This window comes from Streptomyces sp. NPDC001851 (assembly GCF_040297165.1).
Classification (GTDB): Bacteria; Actinomycetota; Actinomycetes; order Streptomycetales; family Streptomycetaceae; genus Streptomyces.
The window spans coordinates 74697-91028 of sequence record NZ_JBEOYR010000008.1; the positions used below are offsets into that span (position 1 = coordinate 74697).

6 protein-coding genes are annotated in these 16332 nt (G+C 76.0%); all 6 read left to right on the plus strand.

The window, feature by feature from the left end:
- Window positions 1-142 precede the first annotated feature (142 nt).
- The 6 genes from ABT171_RS13625 to ABT171_RS13650 are packed head-to-tail and all read left to right on the plus strand — an operon-like array spanning window position 143 to window position 16329.
- Window positions 143-7543 (plus strand): SDR family oxidoreductase, encoded by a 7401-nt coding sequence (locus ABT171_RS13625; RefSeq protein ID WP_351243109.1) that lies wholly within the window; start codon window positions 143-145, stop codon window positions 7541-7543.
- Window positions 7544-7545: 2 nt separating this feature from the next.
- Entirely contained in the window at window positions 7546-12942 is a 5397-nt protein-coding gene (locus tag ABT171_RS13630; protein WP_351243111.1) for a type I polyketide synthase, read from the plus strand.
- Entirely contained in the window at window positions 12939-13283 is a 345-nt protein-coding gene (locus tag ABT171_RS13635; RefSeq protein ID WP_503075147.1) for an acyl carrier protein, read from the plus strand. Before ABT171_RS13630 ends, ABT171_RS13635 begins: the two co-directional genes overlap by 4 nt.
- A 9-nt stretch (window positions 13284-13292) precedes the next feature.
- On the plus strand, window positions 13293-14087 hold the full coding sequence (locus ABT171_RS13640) for an alpha/beta fold hydrolase (protein WP_351243560.1): 795 nt from the start codon (window positions 13293-13295) through the stop codon (window positions 14085-14087).
- Entirely contained in the window at window positions 14084-15265 is a 1182-nt protein-coding gene (locus ABT171_RS13645) for a glycosyltransferase (protein WP_351243113.1), read from the plus strand. The genes ABT171_RS13640 and ABT171_RS13645 overlap by 4 nt, the downstream gene beginning before the upstream one ends.
- Window positions 15262-16329, plus strand: a complete 1068-nt coding sequence (locus tag ABT171_RS13650; RefSeq protein WP_351243115.1) for a class I SAM-dependent methyltransferase — start codon at window positions 15262-15264, stop codon at window positions 16327-16329. Before ABT171_RS13645 ends, ABT171_RS13650 begins: the two co-directional genes overlap by 4 nt.
- The last annotated feature ends 3 nt before the right edge of the window (window positions 16330-16332 follow it).

A 16332-nucleotide genomic window follows, 5' to 3' on the forward strand; every position in this document is an offset into this window, starting at 1 on the left:
GAATCGATGTCACCGCGCACGAAAAGGGCGCGGCGTTATTGACCCATGAGTAGGCCGAGGCTAGGTTCCGGTGCCCTCGCACCAGAGCGTTCCGCCGCACACACCCCCCACCGTGCTGTCTCGCCGATCGTGCCGGAGCATCATGACCTCGCCTGTGCGCGCCCATGACCTCGTCCTGTGCCTCACTCCCTTCGGAGCCCCCGATGCCGGTCTCGCCGCAGCCGCCTGTGCCGCCGGCGCGCTCGGCATCCTCGACCTGGGCACCGGCGACCGAAGATCCCGGGAGGAGCTGGCCCGGCTGAGACGAGCCTCTCCGGGACCCTTCGGCATCCGGGTGACCGGCCGCTGCGCCCTGTCCCCGGCCGAGGTGGGCGACGCCCCCGACACCGTGGTCCTCACCCCGGACGCCACCTGGAGTCCAGCCGAACTCCCGTCGCCGCGCCGCGTGTGGGCGGAGGTCATGGACCTCGTCCAGGCGCGCGCCGCCGTACGCGCCGGGGCCCGGGGGCTGATCGCCCGGGGCAGCGAGAGCGGTGGCCGGGTCGGCGACCTCAGCACCTTCGTGCTCCTGCAACAGCTGCTGGCAGACGAGGAGTTGCGCGGCGTTCCGGTCTGGGCCTGCGGCGGCATCGGGCCGCGAACGGCGGCCGCCGCCGTGGCCGGGGGTGCCACCGGGGTCGTTCTCGACAGTCAGCTGGCCCTGCTCGCCGAATCGGGCCTCCCCGAGGCGGTCCGCTCGGCGCTGCGCTCCCTGGACGGTTCGGAGACGGTGCTGCTGGGCGGCCACCGGGTCCTGCGGCGCCGGGGACCGGACGCCCCGTCCCCGCCGCCCGACGACCCGGAGGCGGTCGCGTCCCTGCTGGACGCCCGCGATCTGCGCGGCCGGCTGCTGCCCGTCGGCCAGGACGGCTTCCTCGCGGCCCGCTTCGCGGAACGGTACGGGGACGTACGGCGGACGGTGCGGGCGGTGTCGGCGGCACTGCACGGCACGGCCGACGGCGATCCGGCTCTCGCCCTGCGTCCCGGGTCGGCCATGAGCAGGGCGCTCGGCACCCGGCTCCCCCTCGCCCAGGGACCGATGACCCGGGTCAGCGACCAGGCCGGTTTCGCCGCCGCCGTCGCCGAGGACGGGGCGCTGCCGTTCCTGGCGCTGGCCCTCGCCGACGGCGAGCGCACCCGGTCGATGCTCACCGAGGCCCGGGCCGTGCTGGACGGGCGGCCCTGGGGCGTGGGCGTGCTCGGCTTCGCTCCCGAGGACATCAGGAACGCCCAGCTCGACGCCGTACGGGAGCTGCGGCCCACGCATGCGATCATCGCCGGCGGACGGCCCGCCCAGGCCGAGGCGCTGGAACGGGCCGGGATCCGCACCTTCCTGCACGTGCCCTCACCCGGACTGCTGCGGCAGTTCCTGGACGCGGGCGTGCGCCGGTTCGTGTTCGAGGGCTCCGAGTGCGGCGGGCACGTGGGGCCGCGGGCCTCCTTCCCGCTGTGGGAAGCCCAGCTCGCCGCACTCGAGGACTTCCTGGCGGACGCCGACGACGGCACCGCCCGCCGGCTGGAGGTGTTCTTCGCCGGCGGTGTCCACGACGAGCGGTCGGCGGCGATGGTCGCGGCCCTCGCCGCACCGCTCACCGCCCGGGGCGCCGCCGTCGGTGTGCTCATGGGCACCGCCTACCTGTTCACCGAGGAGGCCGTCGCGCACGGCGCCATCCGGCCCCTCTTCCAGCGGCAGGTCCTCACCGCCACCACGACCGCCCTGCTGGAGACCGCCCCCGGCCACGCCACCCGCTGCGTCCCGAGCCCCTTCACCGGCGACTACCGCGACCGGGAGGCCGCCTTACGGGCGCGGGGCCTGCCCGACCGCGAGATCTGGGAGAGCCTGGAACGGCTCAACGTGGGCCGGCTGCGCATCGCCAGCAAGGGCGTCGAACGCGGCACCGACGGCACGCTGACGGCCGTCGGCGAGGAACGCCAGCTCACGGACGGGATGTTCATGGCCGGCGAGGTCGCCGTCCTGCGCTCGGCGACCACCACCCTGGCGGACCTGCACCGCTCGGTGACCGACGGCGCCGCCGACTTCCTGACCCGGCGGGCCGCGCACCCGGGCCCGCTCACCCCGGCCGGACCGGTGCCGCTCGCCCCGCCCGCACCGCTGGACATCGCGATCGTCGGCATGGCCTGCATGTTCCCCGAGGCCCCCGACCTGACCGCCTTCTGGGCCAACATCGTCACCGGACGCGACGCCGTCACCGAGGTACCGCCCGAGCGCTGGGACCCGGCCGTGCACCACACCGCAGGCAGCACGGCGTCGAAGTGGGGCGGCTTCCTGCCCCGCATCCCCTTCGACCCGCTGCGCTACGGCATCCCGCCCGCGTCCCTCGGCAGCATCGAACCCGTCCAGCTGCTGTCCCTGGAGGCCGCCCGGCGGGCCCTGGAGGATGCCGGATACGGCGAACGGGGCCGGGAGTTCGACCGCTCGCGCACCTCGGTCGTCTTCGGAGCCGAGGCGGGCAGCGACCTGTCCAACGCCGTCACCCTGCGCGCCGTCCTCCCCTCCTACTACGGCACGGTCCCCGACGGCATCGAGGAACAGCTGCCCCGCCTGACCGAGGACTCCTTCCCCGGCATGCTCGCCAACGTCATCTCCGGCCGGATCGCCAACCGGCTGGACCTGGGCGGCGCCAACTTCACCGTCGACGCCGCCTGCGCGTCCTCGCTGGCCGCGCTGGACGTGGCCTGCAAGGAACTGGCCTCCGGCACCAGCGACCTGGTGCTGTGCGGCGGCGCGGACCTGCACAACGGGATCAACGACTACGTCCTGTTCTCCTCCGTCCACGCGCTCTCGCCGACCGGACGCTCCCGCGCCTTCGACGCCTCGGCCGACGGCATCGCCCTGGGCGAGGGCGTGGCCTGCGTGGTCCTCAAACGGCTCGCGGACGCCGAACGGGACGGCGACCGGATCTACGGCGTGGTCAAGGGCCTCGGCTCCGCCAGCGACGGCCGCTCCCTCGGACTGACCGCACCCCGCCCCGAGGGCCAGCGGGCGGCGCTGGAGCGGGCCTACCGCCACGCCGGTGTCTCGCCCGCCGACGTCGGTCTCGTCGAGGCGCACGGCACCGGTACGGTCGTCGGCGACCGCACCGAACTCACCGTACTGACCGAGGTGTTCGCGCAGGCGGGGGCGGAGACCGGCAGCTGTGCGCTCGGCTCGGTCAAGTCGCAGATCGGGCACACCAAGTGCGCCGCCGGGCTCGCCGGACTGATCAAGGCCGCACTCGCCCTGCACACCGGGATCACCCCGCCCACCCTGCACCTGGAGCGGCCCAACCCGGCCTGGGCGGAGGACGACGGCCCGTTCGTCTTCCACACCCGCGCCCGCCCCTGGACGGCACCGCCCGCCGAACGCCTCGCCGGGGTCAGCGCGTTCGGCTTCGGCGGCACCAACTTCCACGCGGTCCTCGCCGGCCACGCCGGGACCGTACCGTCCCGGCAGGCCCTGGACGCCTGGCCGGCCGAGCTGTTCCTCTTCCGAGGCAGGGACACGGCGGCGGCCCACCGCCACGCCGAGGACCTCCTCCGCGCCGCCGAGACCGCCGGCCGCCCCTGGCGCCTGCGCGACCTCGCCCTCGCCGCGGCCCACCGCGCCGACACCTCGCACGAACGGGTACAGGCCGCGATCGTCGCCCGCGACACCGACGAACTGATCGCCCACCTGCACCGCCTCCTCACCGGCGACGACGACCCGTCCGCCGGGATCCATGTCGCGGGGCCGGGTGGGGGGCCGGTGGGTGGGGAGGCTGCTGGGGCGCAGATGGGCGAGGTTGCGGGGTCGGCGTGTGCCGAGCTTGCCGGGCCGGTGATGGGTGAGGTCGAGGGGCCGGGGGGTGGCGACGTAGCCGGGCCGGCGAAGGGCGAGGTGGCTGGGCCGGTGGAGGGTGAGGTTGCGGGGCAGGCGCGAGGTGAGGCGGTGGGGCTGGCGCGGGGAGGGGGCGCCGGGTCGGCGGTGGGTGACGTGGCTGGTGCGGCGCAGGGCGAGGCTGCGGGGTCGGCGGAGGGTGGGGTTGCGGGGCTGGCGCGGCGTGAGGTGGTGGGGCCGGCGCTGAGCGAGATCGTGGGGCCCGTGTGCGCCGGGGTGGCTGGGGCGGTGGAGGGCGAGGTAGCGGGGCCGGCGCAGGGCGAGGTGGCGGGGCCTGCGCAGGGCGAGGTGGCGGGGCCTGCGCCGGTCCGCGGCGAGGAACGTACGGGGTATGAGCGCTCGACCTTCAAGCACTGGACCGACGCGGACAAGGACGGCTGCAACACCCGTCCCGAACAGGGTGAGGGTGCCGGCGAGGTCGCGTTTCTCTTCCCCGGTCAGGGCAGCCAGCGTCCCGGCATGCTCGCCGACCTCCTCGTGCACCTCCCCGGGCTGCGGTACTACCTGGACCTCGGCCGCGCGTACGCCGACACCGTCCACCCGCCGGCCGCCTTCGACGACACCGCCCGCGAGCGGCGCCGGGCGGCCCTCACCGACACCCGGGCCGCGCAACCCGCCCTCGGCATCGCGGGCCTGGCCGCCCACGCCTTCCTCACCTCGGCCGGGGTCCACCCCGACCAGGCCGCCGGGCACAGCTACGGCGAACTGGTCGCGCTCGCCGCGGCCGGGGCGCTCGACCCCGAGACCCTGCTGGAGCTGAGCACCGAGCGGGCCGGCGCGATCCTGGCGGCGGCGGGCGACGACCCGGGCACCATGGCCGCCGTCGGCGCACCCGCCGAGACCGTCGTACGCACCCTGCGCACGACCGGCGCACCCGCATCCGTCGTCGTCGCCAACCTCAACTCGCCCGATCAGACGGTGATTTCCGGACCGACGGCGGATGTCGGAACGGCCGTACGGCTGCTGCGCGACGCCGGGCACGCCGCGCGGCGCGTCCCCGTGGCCTGCGCCTTCCACAGCCCGCTCGTGGCCGGCGCGGGAAAACGGTTCGCCAAGGTGCTCGCGGACAAGACGGTACGGCCGCCCGAGTTCCCCGTCTGGGCCAACCGCACCGCCGCGCCCTACCCGCACAGCCCCGCCGCGGTGCGCGCCGAACTCGCCGCCCAGATCGGCGCCCCGGTCGCCTTCGCCGCCCAGATCGAGGCGATGTACGAGGCCGGCGCACGCGTCTTCGTCGAGGCGGGCCCCGGCACCGTCCTCACCCGGCTGGTCGGACGGATCCTCGGCGACCGCCCGCACCGCACGGTCGCCTGCGAACCGACCGCCGACAGCGGCCTGCGCGGCTGGCTCGACGCCCTCGCCCGCCTCGCCGTCGCCGGGCAGCCGGTGCGCACCGCCTGGCTCCTGCGGGGCCGCGACGCCGTCGACGCGCTGCGCACCCCGGTGCCGCGGCGGCCCGGCTGGACGGTCGACGGACACCTCGTCCGCACCGCCGACGGAGCCCTCCTGCCCGGTGCCCTCGCACCGGCCCGACGAGTCGTGGAGCCGACCGTGACCACCGACCAGCCGTACGGCGCCCCGGCCGACCGGGACGCGCTCATCTCGGAGTTCCTGCGCACCAGCCGGGAGATGATCGCCGCCCAGCGCGATGTCCTGCTCACCTACTTCGGCGCCACCCCGGGTGCCACCCCGGCGGCACCCGTCCCGCCCGTGCCGCCGGCGCAGACGACGGCACCCGAACTGCCGTCCGTGGCAGCGGAGTCGCCCGCCGAGCCGGGCGTCGTGGAGACGGTGGACGACGGGGAGACGGTGGACGACGTGGAGCGGGTCGTCCTGGAGATCATCAGCGAACGCACCGGCTACCCCGTCGACATGATCGAGCCCGACCTCGACCTGGAGGCGGACCTGAGCATCGACTCCATCAAGCGGGCCGAGATCGCCGGCGAACTCGCCAGACGCCTGGGCATCGCCGGCGGCCCCGCCGTGCTGGCCGACGCCGAACTGGAGGAGCTGGCCAAGGCGCGTACGGCCGCGGCGGTGACGGCCTGGCTGACGGCGCGGGCCGGCGCGCACACCGGTGACGGGAGCGGGCGGGCCGAGGAGCGGTCCGAGGCGGCGTCCACCCCGGTCCTCGGCGTGCCGCCCCAGCGGTACGAGCTGCGTCCCGTGCCTCTTCCGGAGCCCGACCCGGCCGCCGTCCGAGCCGCTGTACAAGCCTCCGACCTGGCCGGCCGGCGCATCGTCCTGCTCGGGGACGGTGCGGGCGCGGCGGCCGGGGTCGCGGAGCGACTCGGGGCCCACGGCGCCGATGCCGTGATCCTGGAGCGAGGTCATCTCCTCACCCCCGCGGACGGCCCGGTCGACGGGGTCGTGTACCTCGGCGCGCTGCCCGGTCCGGACCTCCCCGTGCTGCCGGACGCGTTCCCGGTGCTCCGGGCGGCGCTCGGGTGCGGCCCGCGCCGGCTGCTCGCCGTCCGGGCCGCCGACCGCACCGCGGCGCTGCGGGCGGCCGGCCTGGACGGGCTGTTCCGCAGCGTCGCGCGCGAGTACCCGGACCTGCTCGCACGGGTCGTCGCCGTCGCGGACACCGCCCCGGCGGCCGTCGCCGACGCCGTCCTCGCCGAGCTGCGCGCACCCGAACCGGCCCCCGTCGTCCTGCGTACGGCGGCCGGGGCCCGGCAGGAGCTCGTGCTGCTGCCCGCCCCCCTCGGCCCGCTCGCGGCGACGGGCGCCGGGCCGGCCGGGGACGGCGCCGCCGAAGCCGCCGCGCTCGGCCTCGACCGGGACGCGGTCGTGCTGCTCGTCGGCGGCGCCCGGGGCATCACCGCGAGGTTCGCCGCCACGCTGGCCGGCGCCTGCCGGTGCCGTCTCGAACTGCTGGGCCGTACGCCGGCGCCGCCCGCGGCCGAGGACCCACGCACGGCTGCCGCACGCACCCCCGTCGAGCTGCGGGCCGTGCTCGCCGCCGAGCCCGGCGCGCCCGGGCCCGCCGGGATCAGCCGGGCCGCCGAACTGATCCTCGCCCAGCGGGAGATCACCACCACCCTCGCGGAACTGCGGGCGCTCGGCAGCGAGGCCCGCTACCGCTCGGTGGACTTCCGGAACCGGGACGCCGTCCTGCAGGCGGTCAAGGAGACCCACGCCGAACACGGCCGGCTCGACGGAGTCGTCTTCGCCGCCGGGGTGATCGAGGACCGGCTGATCGCCGACAAGACCCCCGAGTCCTTCCAGCGGGTGTACGGCACGAAGACGGCCGGGGCCACCGCGCTGTTCACCGCCCTGGACGACCTGCCCGGCGCTCCCGCGTTCACCGTGCTGTTCGGCAGCATCGCCGCCGTCCTCGGCAACCGCGGCCAGGCCGACTACGCCGCCGCCAACGACGCCCTCGAAGTGCTCGGCGCCGACCGGGCCGCCCGCACGGGCGCCCGCACGCTGACCGTCCACTGGGGGCCCTGGGCACCGTCCGCCGTGCACGGCGGCATGGTCGGCGCGGAACTCGGCCGCACGTACGCCCGCCGCGGCATCCGGCTGATCGACCCGGACGAGGGCACCGCGGCCCTGCTGCGGGAACTCGCCTGGGGCGAACCGTCGGCCCGTGCCGTCGTCTACACCGCGTCGAGCTGGTAGAGATGACGACACATCAGGTGTCTGCCGCCGTCCCCGTCGCCGTCGTAGGGATGGCGGTGCTGCTGCCCGGCGCCCCCGGCCTCGACGCCTACTGGCGCAACCTGCGCGACGGTGTCGACGCGGTCCGCGAGGTCCCCGCGGACCGCTGGGACGCCGCCTACTACCGGCCCGGCCCGGCCCCCGGACCCGCCGTCGCCGGCCAGGTGTACTGCCGGCGCGGCGGCTTCGTGGACGGCCTGGCCGAGGTGGACGTCACCCGGTACGGCATCATGCCCGCCTCGGTGCCCGGCACCGAGCCCGACCAGCTGATCGCCCTCGACGTGGCCGCCGCCGCGCTCGCCGACGCGGGCGGCGAGGACCGGCTCCCGGCCCGGGACCGGATCGGTGTGGCCCTGGGCCGCGGCGGCTACCTCACCCCGGGCCTGGCCCGCCTCGACCAGCGCGTCCGCACCGCCGGACAGCTGACGCGCACCCTGGGAGAGCTGTTACCCCACCTGTCGGCCGGCCAACTCGACCGGATCCGCACGGCGTTCACCGAGCGACTCGGCCCCGACCGCCCCGAGTCCGCGATCGGCCTGGTCCCCAACCTCGCCGCCTCCCGCATCGCCAACCGGCTCGACCTGCGCGGCCCCGCCTACACCGTGGACGCGGCCTGCGCCTCCTCCCTGGTCGCCGTGGACCAGGCGGTCACCGAACTCACCACCGGCCGCTGCGACCTGATGCTGGCCGGGGGAGTGCACCACTGCCACGACATCACCCTCTGGAGCGTCTTCGCCCAGCTGCGCGCCCTGTCCCCGACCCAGCGCATCCGCCCCTTCCACCGCGACGCCGACGGCATCCTCATCGGCGAGGGCACGGGCGTCGTCGTACTGAAGCGGCTCGCGGACGCCGAACGCGACGGCGACCGCGTGTACGCCGTGATCCGCGGCACGGGCGTGGCCGGCGACGGCCGGACGGCGGGGCTCCTGGCACCCGACCCGGGCGGGCAGGCCAGAGCCGTACGGCAGGCCTGGCGGGCCGCCGGACTCGATCCCGCCGCACCGGACTCCATCGGCCTCCTGGAGGCGCACGGCACCGCCACCCCCGCCGGGGACGCGGCCGAACTCACCACACTGACCGAGGTGTTCGGGCCGGGGGCGGGGTACGGCGACGACGACGCCGCGCGCCCGGTCCTCGGCTCGGTGAAGTCGATGATCGGCCACACCATGCCGGCCTCCGGGGTCGCCGGCCTGGTCAAGGCCGCCCTCGCCCTCCACCACGGCACCCTCCTGCCCACCCTGCACTGCGACACCCCGCACCCCGCGCTCGCCGCCACCCGCTTCCGCACCCTGGACCGGGCCCGCCCCTGGGAGACCGGCCCCCGGCAACCCGTCCGCCGAGCCGCCGTGAACGCCTTCGGCTTCGGCGGGATCAACGCCCACGTGGTGCTGGAGGAGGCACCGAGGGGCCGTTCGGCACCGGGGGAGACGCGGACTGCGGCTGCCGGGCCGGACAAGGCGGTTGGTGCTGGTTCGGCGCTGGTGGGGGCGGTGCCCGGGGGTTCGTCCGCGGAGGGTGCCGCGTCTGCTGGTCCCGGGCCGGCCGGGGCGGTACCGGCGGGTCCGGTTCAGGAGGAGGCCACGTGTGCTCGTCCCGGGCGCGGGGCGGCGGTGCCACCCGGTCCGCCCTCCGCGTCGGCTCCCGCCCGCGTCACCGAGCCCGAGCGGATCCTGCTGCTCGCCGCCGACAGCGTGGCGGACCTCGCCGTCGCCCTCGACGGCGACGACTCGGCCGTCCTCGGCGCCGGTCTCGATCCTGCCCGGCCGCACACCGGCGCCGGCCCGGTCCGGCTCGGGATCGTGGCCCCGACCGCCAAGCGGCTCGCCCTGGCCCGCCGTGCCGTCGCCAAGGGCCGCGTCTGGCAGGGCCGCAGCGACCTGTGGTTCAGACCGAACCCGCTGCTCGGGCGGCCCGGCGGCCGGATCGCGTTCGTCTTCCCCGGCCTGGAAGGCGACTTCACGCCCCGCACCGACGACATCGCCGCCCACTTCCGCCTCACCCCGGCGCCCGGCACGGACGCCCGGGTCGGCGACGTGGGACGGCACGGCTTCGGGGTGGTCGGCGTGGGCCGGCTGCTGGACCAGGCGCTGCGCGGCATGGGGGTCCTGCCGGACGCGGTCGCCGGGCACAGCGTCGGCGAGTGGACGGCCATGGCGGCGGCCGGCCTGTACGCGCCGGACCAGGTGGACGCGTTCATGGCCGAGTTCGACCCCGACACGGTCACCGTCCCCGGCCTCGCCTTCGCCGCCCTCGGCACATCGGCCGCCCATGTCCGCGCCGCGCTCGCCGAGTCCTGGGCGCATTCCGGGATCGTGCTCTCCCACGACAACGCGCCCCGCCAGACCATGGTCTGCGGGCCCGGTACGGCGGTCGAGGAGTTCGTACGGGCCCTGCGCGGGCAGGGGGTGATCTGCCAGGTGCTGCCCTTCCGCTCCGGCTTCCACACGCCGATGCTGGAGCCGTACCTCGCGCCCATCAAGGAGGCCGCCGACCGCTTCCGGCTGCACCCGCCGACCGTGCCGGTGTGGTCCGGGACGACCACCGCGCCCTTCCCGCGGGCGGAGTCGGCGGTACGCGAGCTGTTCGTACGGCACCTGCTGGAACCCGTCCGCTTCCGCGAGCTGACCGAGGCCCTCTACGCCGCCGGGCACCGCGTCTTCGTCCAGGCGGGCCCCGGCCGGCTCACCTCCCTGATCGGCGACACCCTCGGCGACCGCGACCACCTGACCGTCGCCGCCAACGTGCCCGAGCGCGACGGCATGCCTCAACTCCGCCGCGTGGCAACGGCGTTGTGGGCGGCGGGGGCTCCGGTTTCGCCGGCGGTGCCGTCACGCGCGGCGGGGGCTCCGGTTTCGCCGGCGGTGCCGTCACGCGCGGCGGGGGCTCCGGTTTCACCGGCGGAGCCGCCATGCCCCGCGGGGGCGTCCGCTTCGTCTGCGGTGTCACGGCGTTCGTCGGTGGCGTCCGTCTCGCCTGCGGAGCCGAGCCGCCCTGCGGAGCCGAGCCGCCCTGCGGGGCCGTCCGTCTCGCCGACGGGGCCGCCCCGCGCCGCGGCACCTGCTCCGGTGCACCGGCGCCGCCCGCCCGTCCGGCTCGATCTTGGCGCCGCCCTGGTCTCGCTGGACGGGCCGGTACTCGACGCACTCCGCGCGGAACTGCGCGCGGCGGCCCTCACCGCCCACGCGGATGCTCCGGACCACCCGAATCCAGCCTCTGCGCATCCCGCGCCCCCACACCACCAGGGCCCGCTTGCCGTGCCCCCGGCGCCCTCTGGTCGCCCAGGATCAGCGTCCCCGCAACCCGCCTCCACACCTCGCCCCGGACCGTCTGCCGTGCCCCCGAGCCGCCTGGGACCGACCGCCACCGGCGTCACGCCCCCGGACCGCCCGGCACCAGCCGTCGCCCACCTCATGCCCCCGGCCCACCCGGGACCGACCGGCACACCCCCCGCGCCCCCGGACTCTCCGTGCGCCCCCGGCCTAGGTGCACTCGAAGGACTGGCCGCGCGCCTCCCGGCCGCCGCCGAGCTGGCCGCGCTGCTGCGGGACACCGCGGACACGGCAGCCCAGCTGATCACCGCAGCCCACCGCCGCACCCCCGGCGCCGCCCCCGACGCGCCCACCCCCGCGGGCCCGACCCGCACCGCACCCACCCGCACCGGGACCACTCGCACCGCACTCACCCGCACCGGGACCACCGGCGCCGCACCTTCCCTCTCCGAGCACACCCCCACCCCGCCCCTCCCCACCGCGCCCCTCCCCGCGCTGACCACCCCGACGGTCACGACGGTCCACGTCTCCCCCCGGACCATGCCCCACCTCCTGGACCACTGCTTCTTCCCGCAGCGCCCCGGCTGGCCGGACGTCGGGGACCGCTGGCCGGTGGTTCCGGCCACCACGATCGTCCAGCACATGATGGATGCCGCGGAGACGGCGGCCCCCGGCCTGCGGGCGGTCGCCGTGCACGAGGCCCGTTTCGACCGCTGGCTCACCGCGACACCCCCCGTCGACCTCCAGGTCACCGTCACCCCGGCCCCCAGCCACCCCCACCACGTCACCGTGGCCTTCGGCCCCACCGCCCGCGCCGTCGTCGAACTCGCCCCGCAGCACCCCGCACCGCCCCGGCCCGGCCCCCTGCCGGACGCGCCCGAACGCCGCCCCGAGCACACCGCGGCCCAGATCTACCGGGAGCGCTGGATGTTCCACGGCCCCGGGTTCCGGGGACTGACCGAACTCACCGCGATCGGCGAGCGGCACATGCGCGGAGTGATCACCGCGCCCGCCGCCCCCGGTGCCCTGCTCGACAACGTGGGGCAGCTCCTCGGCTACTGGATCATGGTGACCCGAACCGGGCGGACCGTCGTCTTCCCCGTGCGGATGCGGCACCTGCGGTTCCACGGACCGCACCCGGCGCCCGGGACGGAGGTCGGCTGCGTGCTGCGGATCACCTCCCTCACGGACACCGTCCTGGAGGCCGACGCGGAGCTGACCGTCGGCGGACGGGTGTGGGCCGTGATCGGCGGCTGGCAGGACCGCCGCTTCGACAACGACCCGACCACCCGCCCCGTCGAACGCTTCCCCGACCGCCACACCCTGTCCGCCGCCATGCCCGGCGGCTGGACGCTGGTGCACGAACGCTGGCCGGACCTCGCCTCCCGCGAGCTGATCATGCGCAACTCGCTCGGCGGCGCCGAACGGACCGAGTACGCCGGACGCCCGCCGCGCGGCCGTCGGCAGTGGCTGCTCGGGAGGATCGCCGTCAAGGACGCCGTACGGCAGTGGCTCTGGCGGCGGGGCGAGGGACCTGTCTTTCCGGCGGAACTGCGCGTACACAACGACGAGTCGGGGCGGCCGTACGTCACCGGAGTGCACGGCCGCGCCCTGCCCGCGCTGGACGTCTCGCTCGCCCACCGCGCCGAGGCGGCCGTGGCGATCGTCCGTCCGCACACCCCGCGGCCCGGTCCCGGCATCGACATCGAAGAGGTCACCGAGCGCGATCCGGCGACCCTCGCCACCGCGCTCGGCCGGGCCGAACTGCGGCTCCTGCGCGCCCGCTCGGAGGACGGCCCGGACCCGCGGGCCCTGTGGTTCACCCGGTTCTGGGCCGCCAAGGAGGCGGTCGCCAAGGCCGAGGGCGCCGGACTCGGCGGCCGGCCACGGGACTTCGCGGTGCTGGAGACCGCGCCGGACGGCACCCGGCTGCTGGTCTCCGGGCGCCTGGAACGCGTCTACACCGTGCACTGCGCGGCGGTGACCAATCCGCCCGCCCTGCCGGACCGCGCCTATGTGGCGGCCTGGACGACCGGTCCCGGAGCCGACGGCGGACACCCCCACGAAGCAGCCGAGGAGCACCCCCGATGAACCCCACACATCCATTCCCGACGAACCCCGCGCATCCGGCGCCCGACCAGCCCACCGTCGACGCCGTGCTCGCCGACGTCACCGGCATGCTCCGCACGGTGCTGGCCGAGTACGGCGACGACGACGCGGTGATCGGCCTGTGCACCACGTTCAACCGCGACCTGGAACTGGAGAGCATCGACCTCGTCACCCTGGCCGGCCTGCTGGAGGAGCGGTACGGGCAGCGGGTCAACCTCGCCGAGTTCCTGGCCGGCATGGAGTTCGACGAGATCATCGAGCTGACCGTCGGCCGGCTGGTGGAGTACGTGGTGTGGAGCCTCAAGAACACCCAGGCGGGCTGAGCGGTGGCGATGGTCGACGCCCGCGGCGTCCGGCTGCACGTCCAGCGCATGGCCCCGGCCGGCGACAGCACCCCGCACGGCACGGTCGTCCTGGTGCACGGTCTGCTCACCGACAGCCTGGCCAGCTACTACTTCACCGTCGCACCCGCCTTCGCCGCCGCCGGACTCGACACCGTCATGTACGACCTGCGCGGGCACGGCCGCAGCGAGCGCCCGGCGGAGGGCTACACCCTCGACCACAACATCGACGACCTGGAGGCCCTCCTCGACCGGCTGGACGTCACCGGGCCCGTCCACCTCGTCGGCAACTCCTACGGCGGCACCATCGCCTTCGGCTTCGCCGTCCGGCACCCCGGGCGCGCGGCCAGCCTGACGCTGATCGAGTCCGAGCCCGCGACCGCCGCGTGGGCGGCGAAACTCGGCCGCATCCTCGACCGGGTCATGACCGAGCTCGCGCACAACGAGCCCGCCGCCCTCGCCTGGATCACCGCCCACCGGGGCCACAACACGGCCCGGCTGGCCAAGGGCGCGGCCCGGCTCGCCCGCGAGACCACCCTCGGCCACGACATCCCCGCCAGCCGCGTGCTGACCGAGGACGCCATCAGAGCCGTACGCTGCCCGGTCCTCGGCGTGTACGGCGGCGACTCGGACCTCGCCGGCCTGGTGCCGCTGAAGCAGGCCCTGCTGACGGACTACCGGGCGGTCGTGCTGCCCGGGCACCAGCACTCGGTGCTCGTGGAGGCGCCCGCGGCCGTCGGCGGACACATCCTGGACCTGATCCGGGCCGGGGCGGGTGTCCGATGAGCGTCTACCTCTTCGTCGTGCCGCCGCTGACCGGGCACGTCAACCCGGCCGTCGGCGTGGCGGCCCGGCTCGCCGGACGCGGACACCGGGTGGCCTGGGTGTGCCCGGACCCGGCGCTGGTGCGGCGGCTCGCGGGCCCGGGCGCGGAGGTTTTCGGGTGCGCGGGCCCGGTGCCGGGTGCCGGGGGTGTCGTACGGCCTGCGGACCTGCGGGGCGCGGAGGCGCTGAAGTTCCTGTGGGAGGGCTACCTGCTGCCGCTCGCCGAGGCCATGGCGCCCGGTGTCCGCGCCGCGGCCGAGGCGTTCCGCCCGGACGTGGTCGTGGCCGACCAACAGGCCTTCGCCGGCGCCCTGGTGGCGGAACGCCTGCGGCTGCCGTGGGCCACCTCGGCCACCACCTCGGCCGAGTTCTCCGGCGCCTACGACGGCCTGCCGAAGGTCGCCGAGTGGCTGCGGCTCCGCCTCACCGAGCTGCGCTCCCGCGTCGGCGACCCGTCCGGCACCGCCGACCCACGGTCCTCGCCGCACCTCCTGCTGATCTTCAGCACACCCGAACTCGTCGGCCCCCAGGCGCCGTTGGCGCCGCACATCCACTACGTCGGCCCCTCGCTCGCCGGCCGCCCGGCCGGCCCCGGCTTCCCCTGGGAACGACTGGACCGCGGCCGGGCGAAGGTCCTGGTGACCCTGGGTACGGCGAACGCCGACGCGGGTGACCGGTTCCTCGCCGAGTGCCTCACCGCCCTGCGGGAACGCGCCGACCGCGTCCAGGCGGTGATCGCCGACCCGGGCGGCGCCCTCACGGTGCCGGCCGACGACAAGGACGTCCTGGCACTGCCGTCCGTGCCCCAACTGGCCCTGATGGAAAGGATGGACGCCGTCGTCTGCCACGCCGGCCACAACACCGTGTGCGAGGCCCTGTGGCACGGCGTCCCGCTCCTCGTCGCCCCCATCCGCGACGACCAGCCCGTGGTGGCCGGACAGGTCGTGGACGCGGGCGCCGGCGTCCGCCTCCGCTTCGGCCGGGTCCGCGCGGAGCGGCTGGGCGCCGCCCTCGACACCGTCCTCACCGACCCCGCCCACCGGGCCGCCGCCGCCCGGATCCGCACCGCGTTCCGCGCGGCGGGCGGCGCCCGGGCCGCCGCGGCCCGCCTCGAACGACTCGCAGCGGAGGCCCGATGAGCGACAACGACGAAGAGAAATCCCGCATCGCCGCCCTGCGTCCCGCCTACCAGAGGGACCTGGCCGCGGGAACCGACCGTTTCTTCGCACCCCGGCGCGAGACCTGCCCCTGGTGCGGCTCGGACCGGCTCGCCACCCGCCTGCGCACCACCGACCTGCTCCAGCACAAGCCCGGCCGCTTCACCCTCGACCACTGCGCCGACTGCGGCCACACCTTCCAGAACCCCCGACTGACCGAAGAAGGCCTGGAGTTCTACTACCGGGACTTCTACGACGGCCTCGGCGAACAGCGCATGAGCGGCACCTTCGGCGGCCGTACCGCCATGTACCGGGGCCGCGCCGAGGCGATGCTCCCGCACGACCCCGCACCGAAGACATGGCTGGACGTCGGCACCGGACACGGCCACTTCTGCGCCACCGCCCGCACCGTCCTGCCCGACACCTCCTTCGACGGGCTCGACTTCACCGACGGCGTCGAAATCGCCGTCCGCGAGGGCCGCGTGGACCACGCCCACCGCGGCGCCTTCCCCGACCTCGCCCCCGAACTCGCCGCCCGCTACGACGTGGTGAGCATGTTCCACTACCTGGAGCACAGCACCGACCCGGACCGCGAACTCCGCGCCGCCCACCAGGCCGTACGCCCGGGCGGCCACCTCCTCATCGAGGTGCCGGACCCGCAGAGCCGCTACGCCCGGCTGCTCGGCCGCTGGTGGCTGCCCTGGCTGCAGCCCCAGCACCTGCACTTCATGCCCGTCGCGAACCTCCGGCGGCGGCTGACCGAGCTGGGGTTCACGGTGGTCGCCGAGCAGCACGCCGAAGCGCACGACCCGGTCGACCTGCTCGCCGCCGTCTGGCTGGCCCTCGACCACACCGCTCCGCGCGAGGACGCCCCCTGGCTGCCCGAGCCGCCCGGCGCCCTGCGCCGTGCCGCGCGCACCGCCCTCCTCCTCGCGGGGGTGCCCGCGCTCCTCACCGCGACCCTCCTGGACCGGTTCGCGCTGCGGCCCCTGTCCCACCGCCTCGGCCTGTCCAACGCCTACCGGCTGGTGGCGCGCCGGGAGTGACCG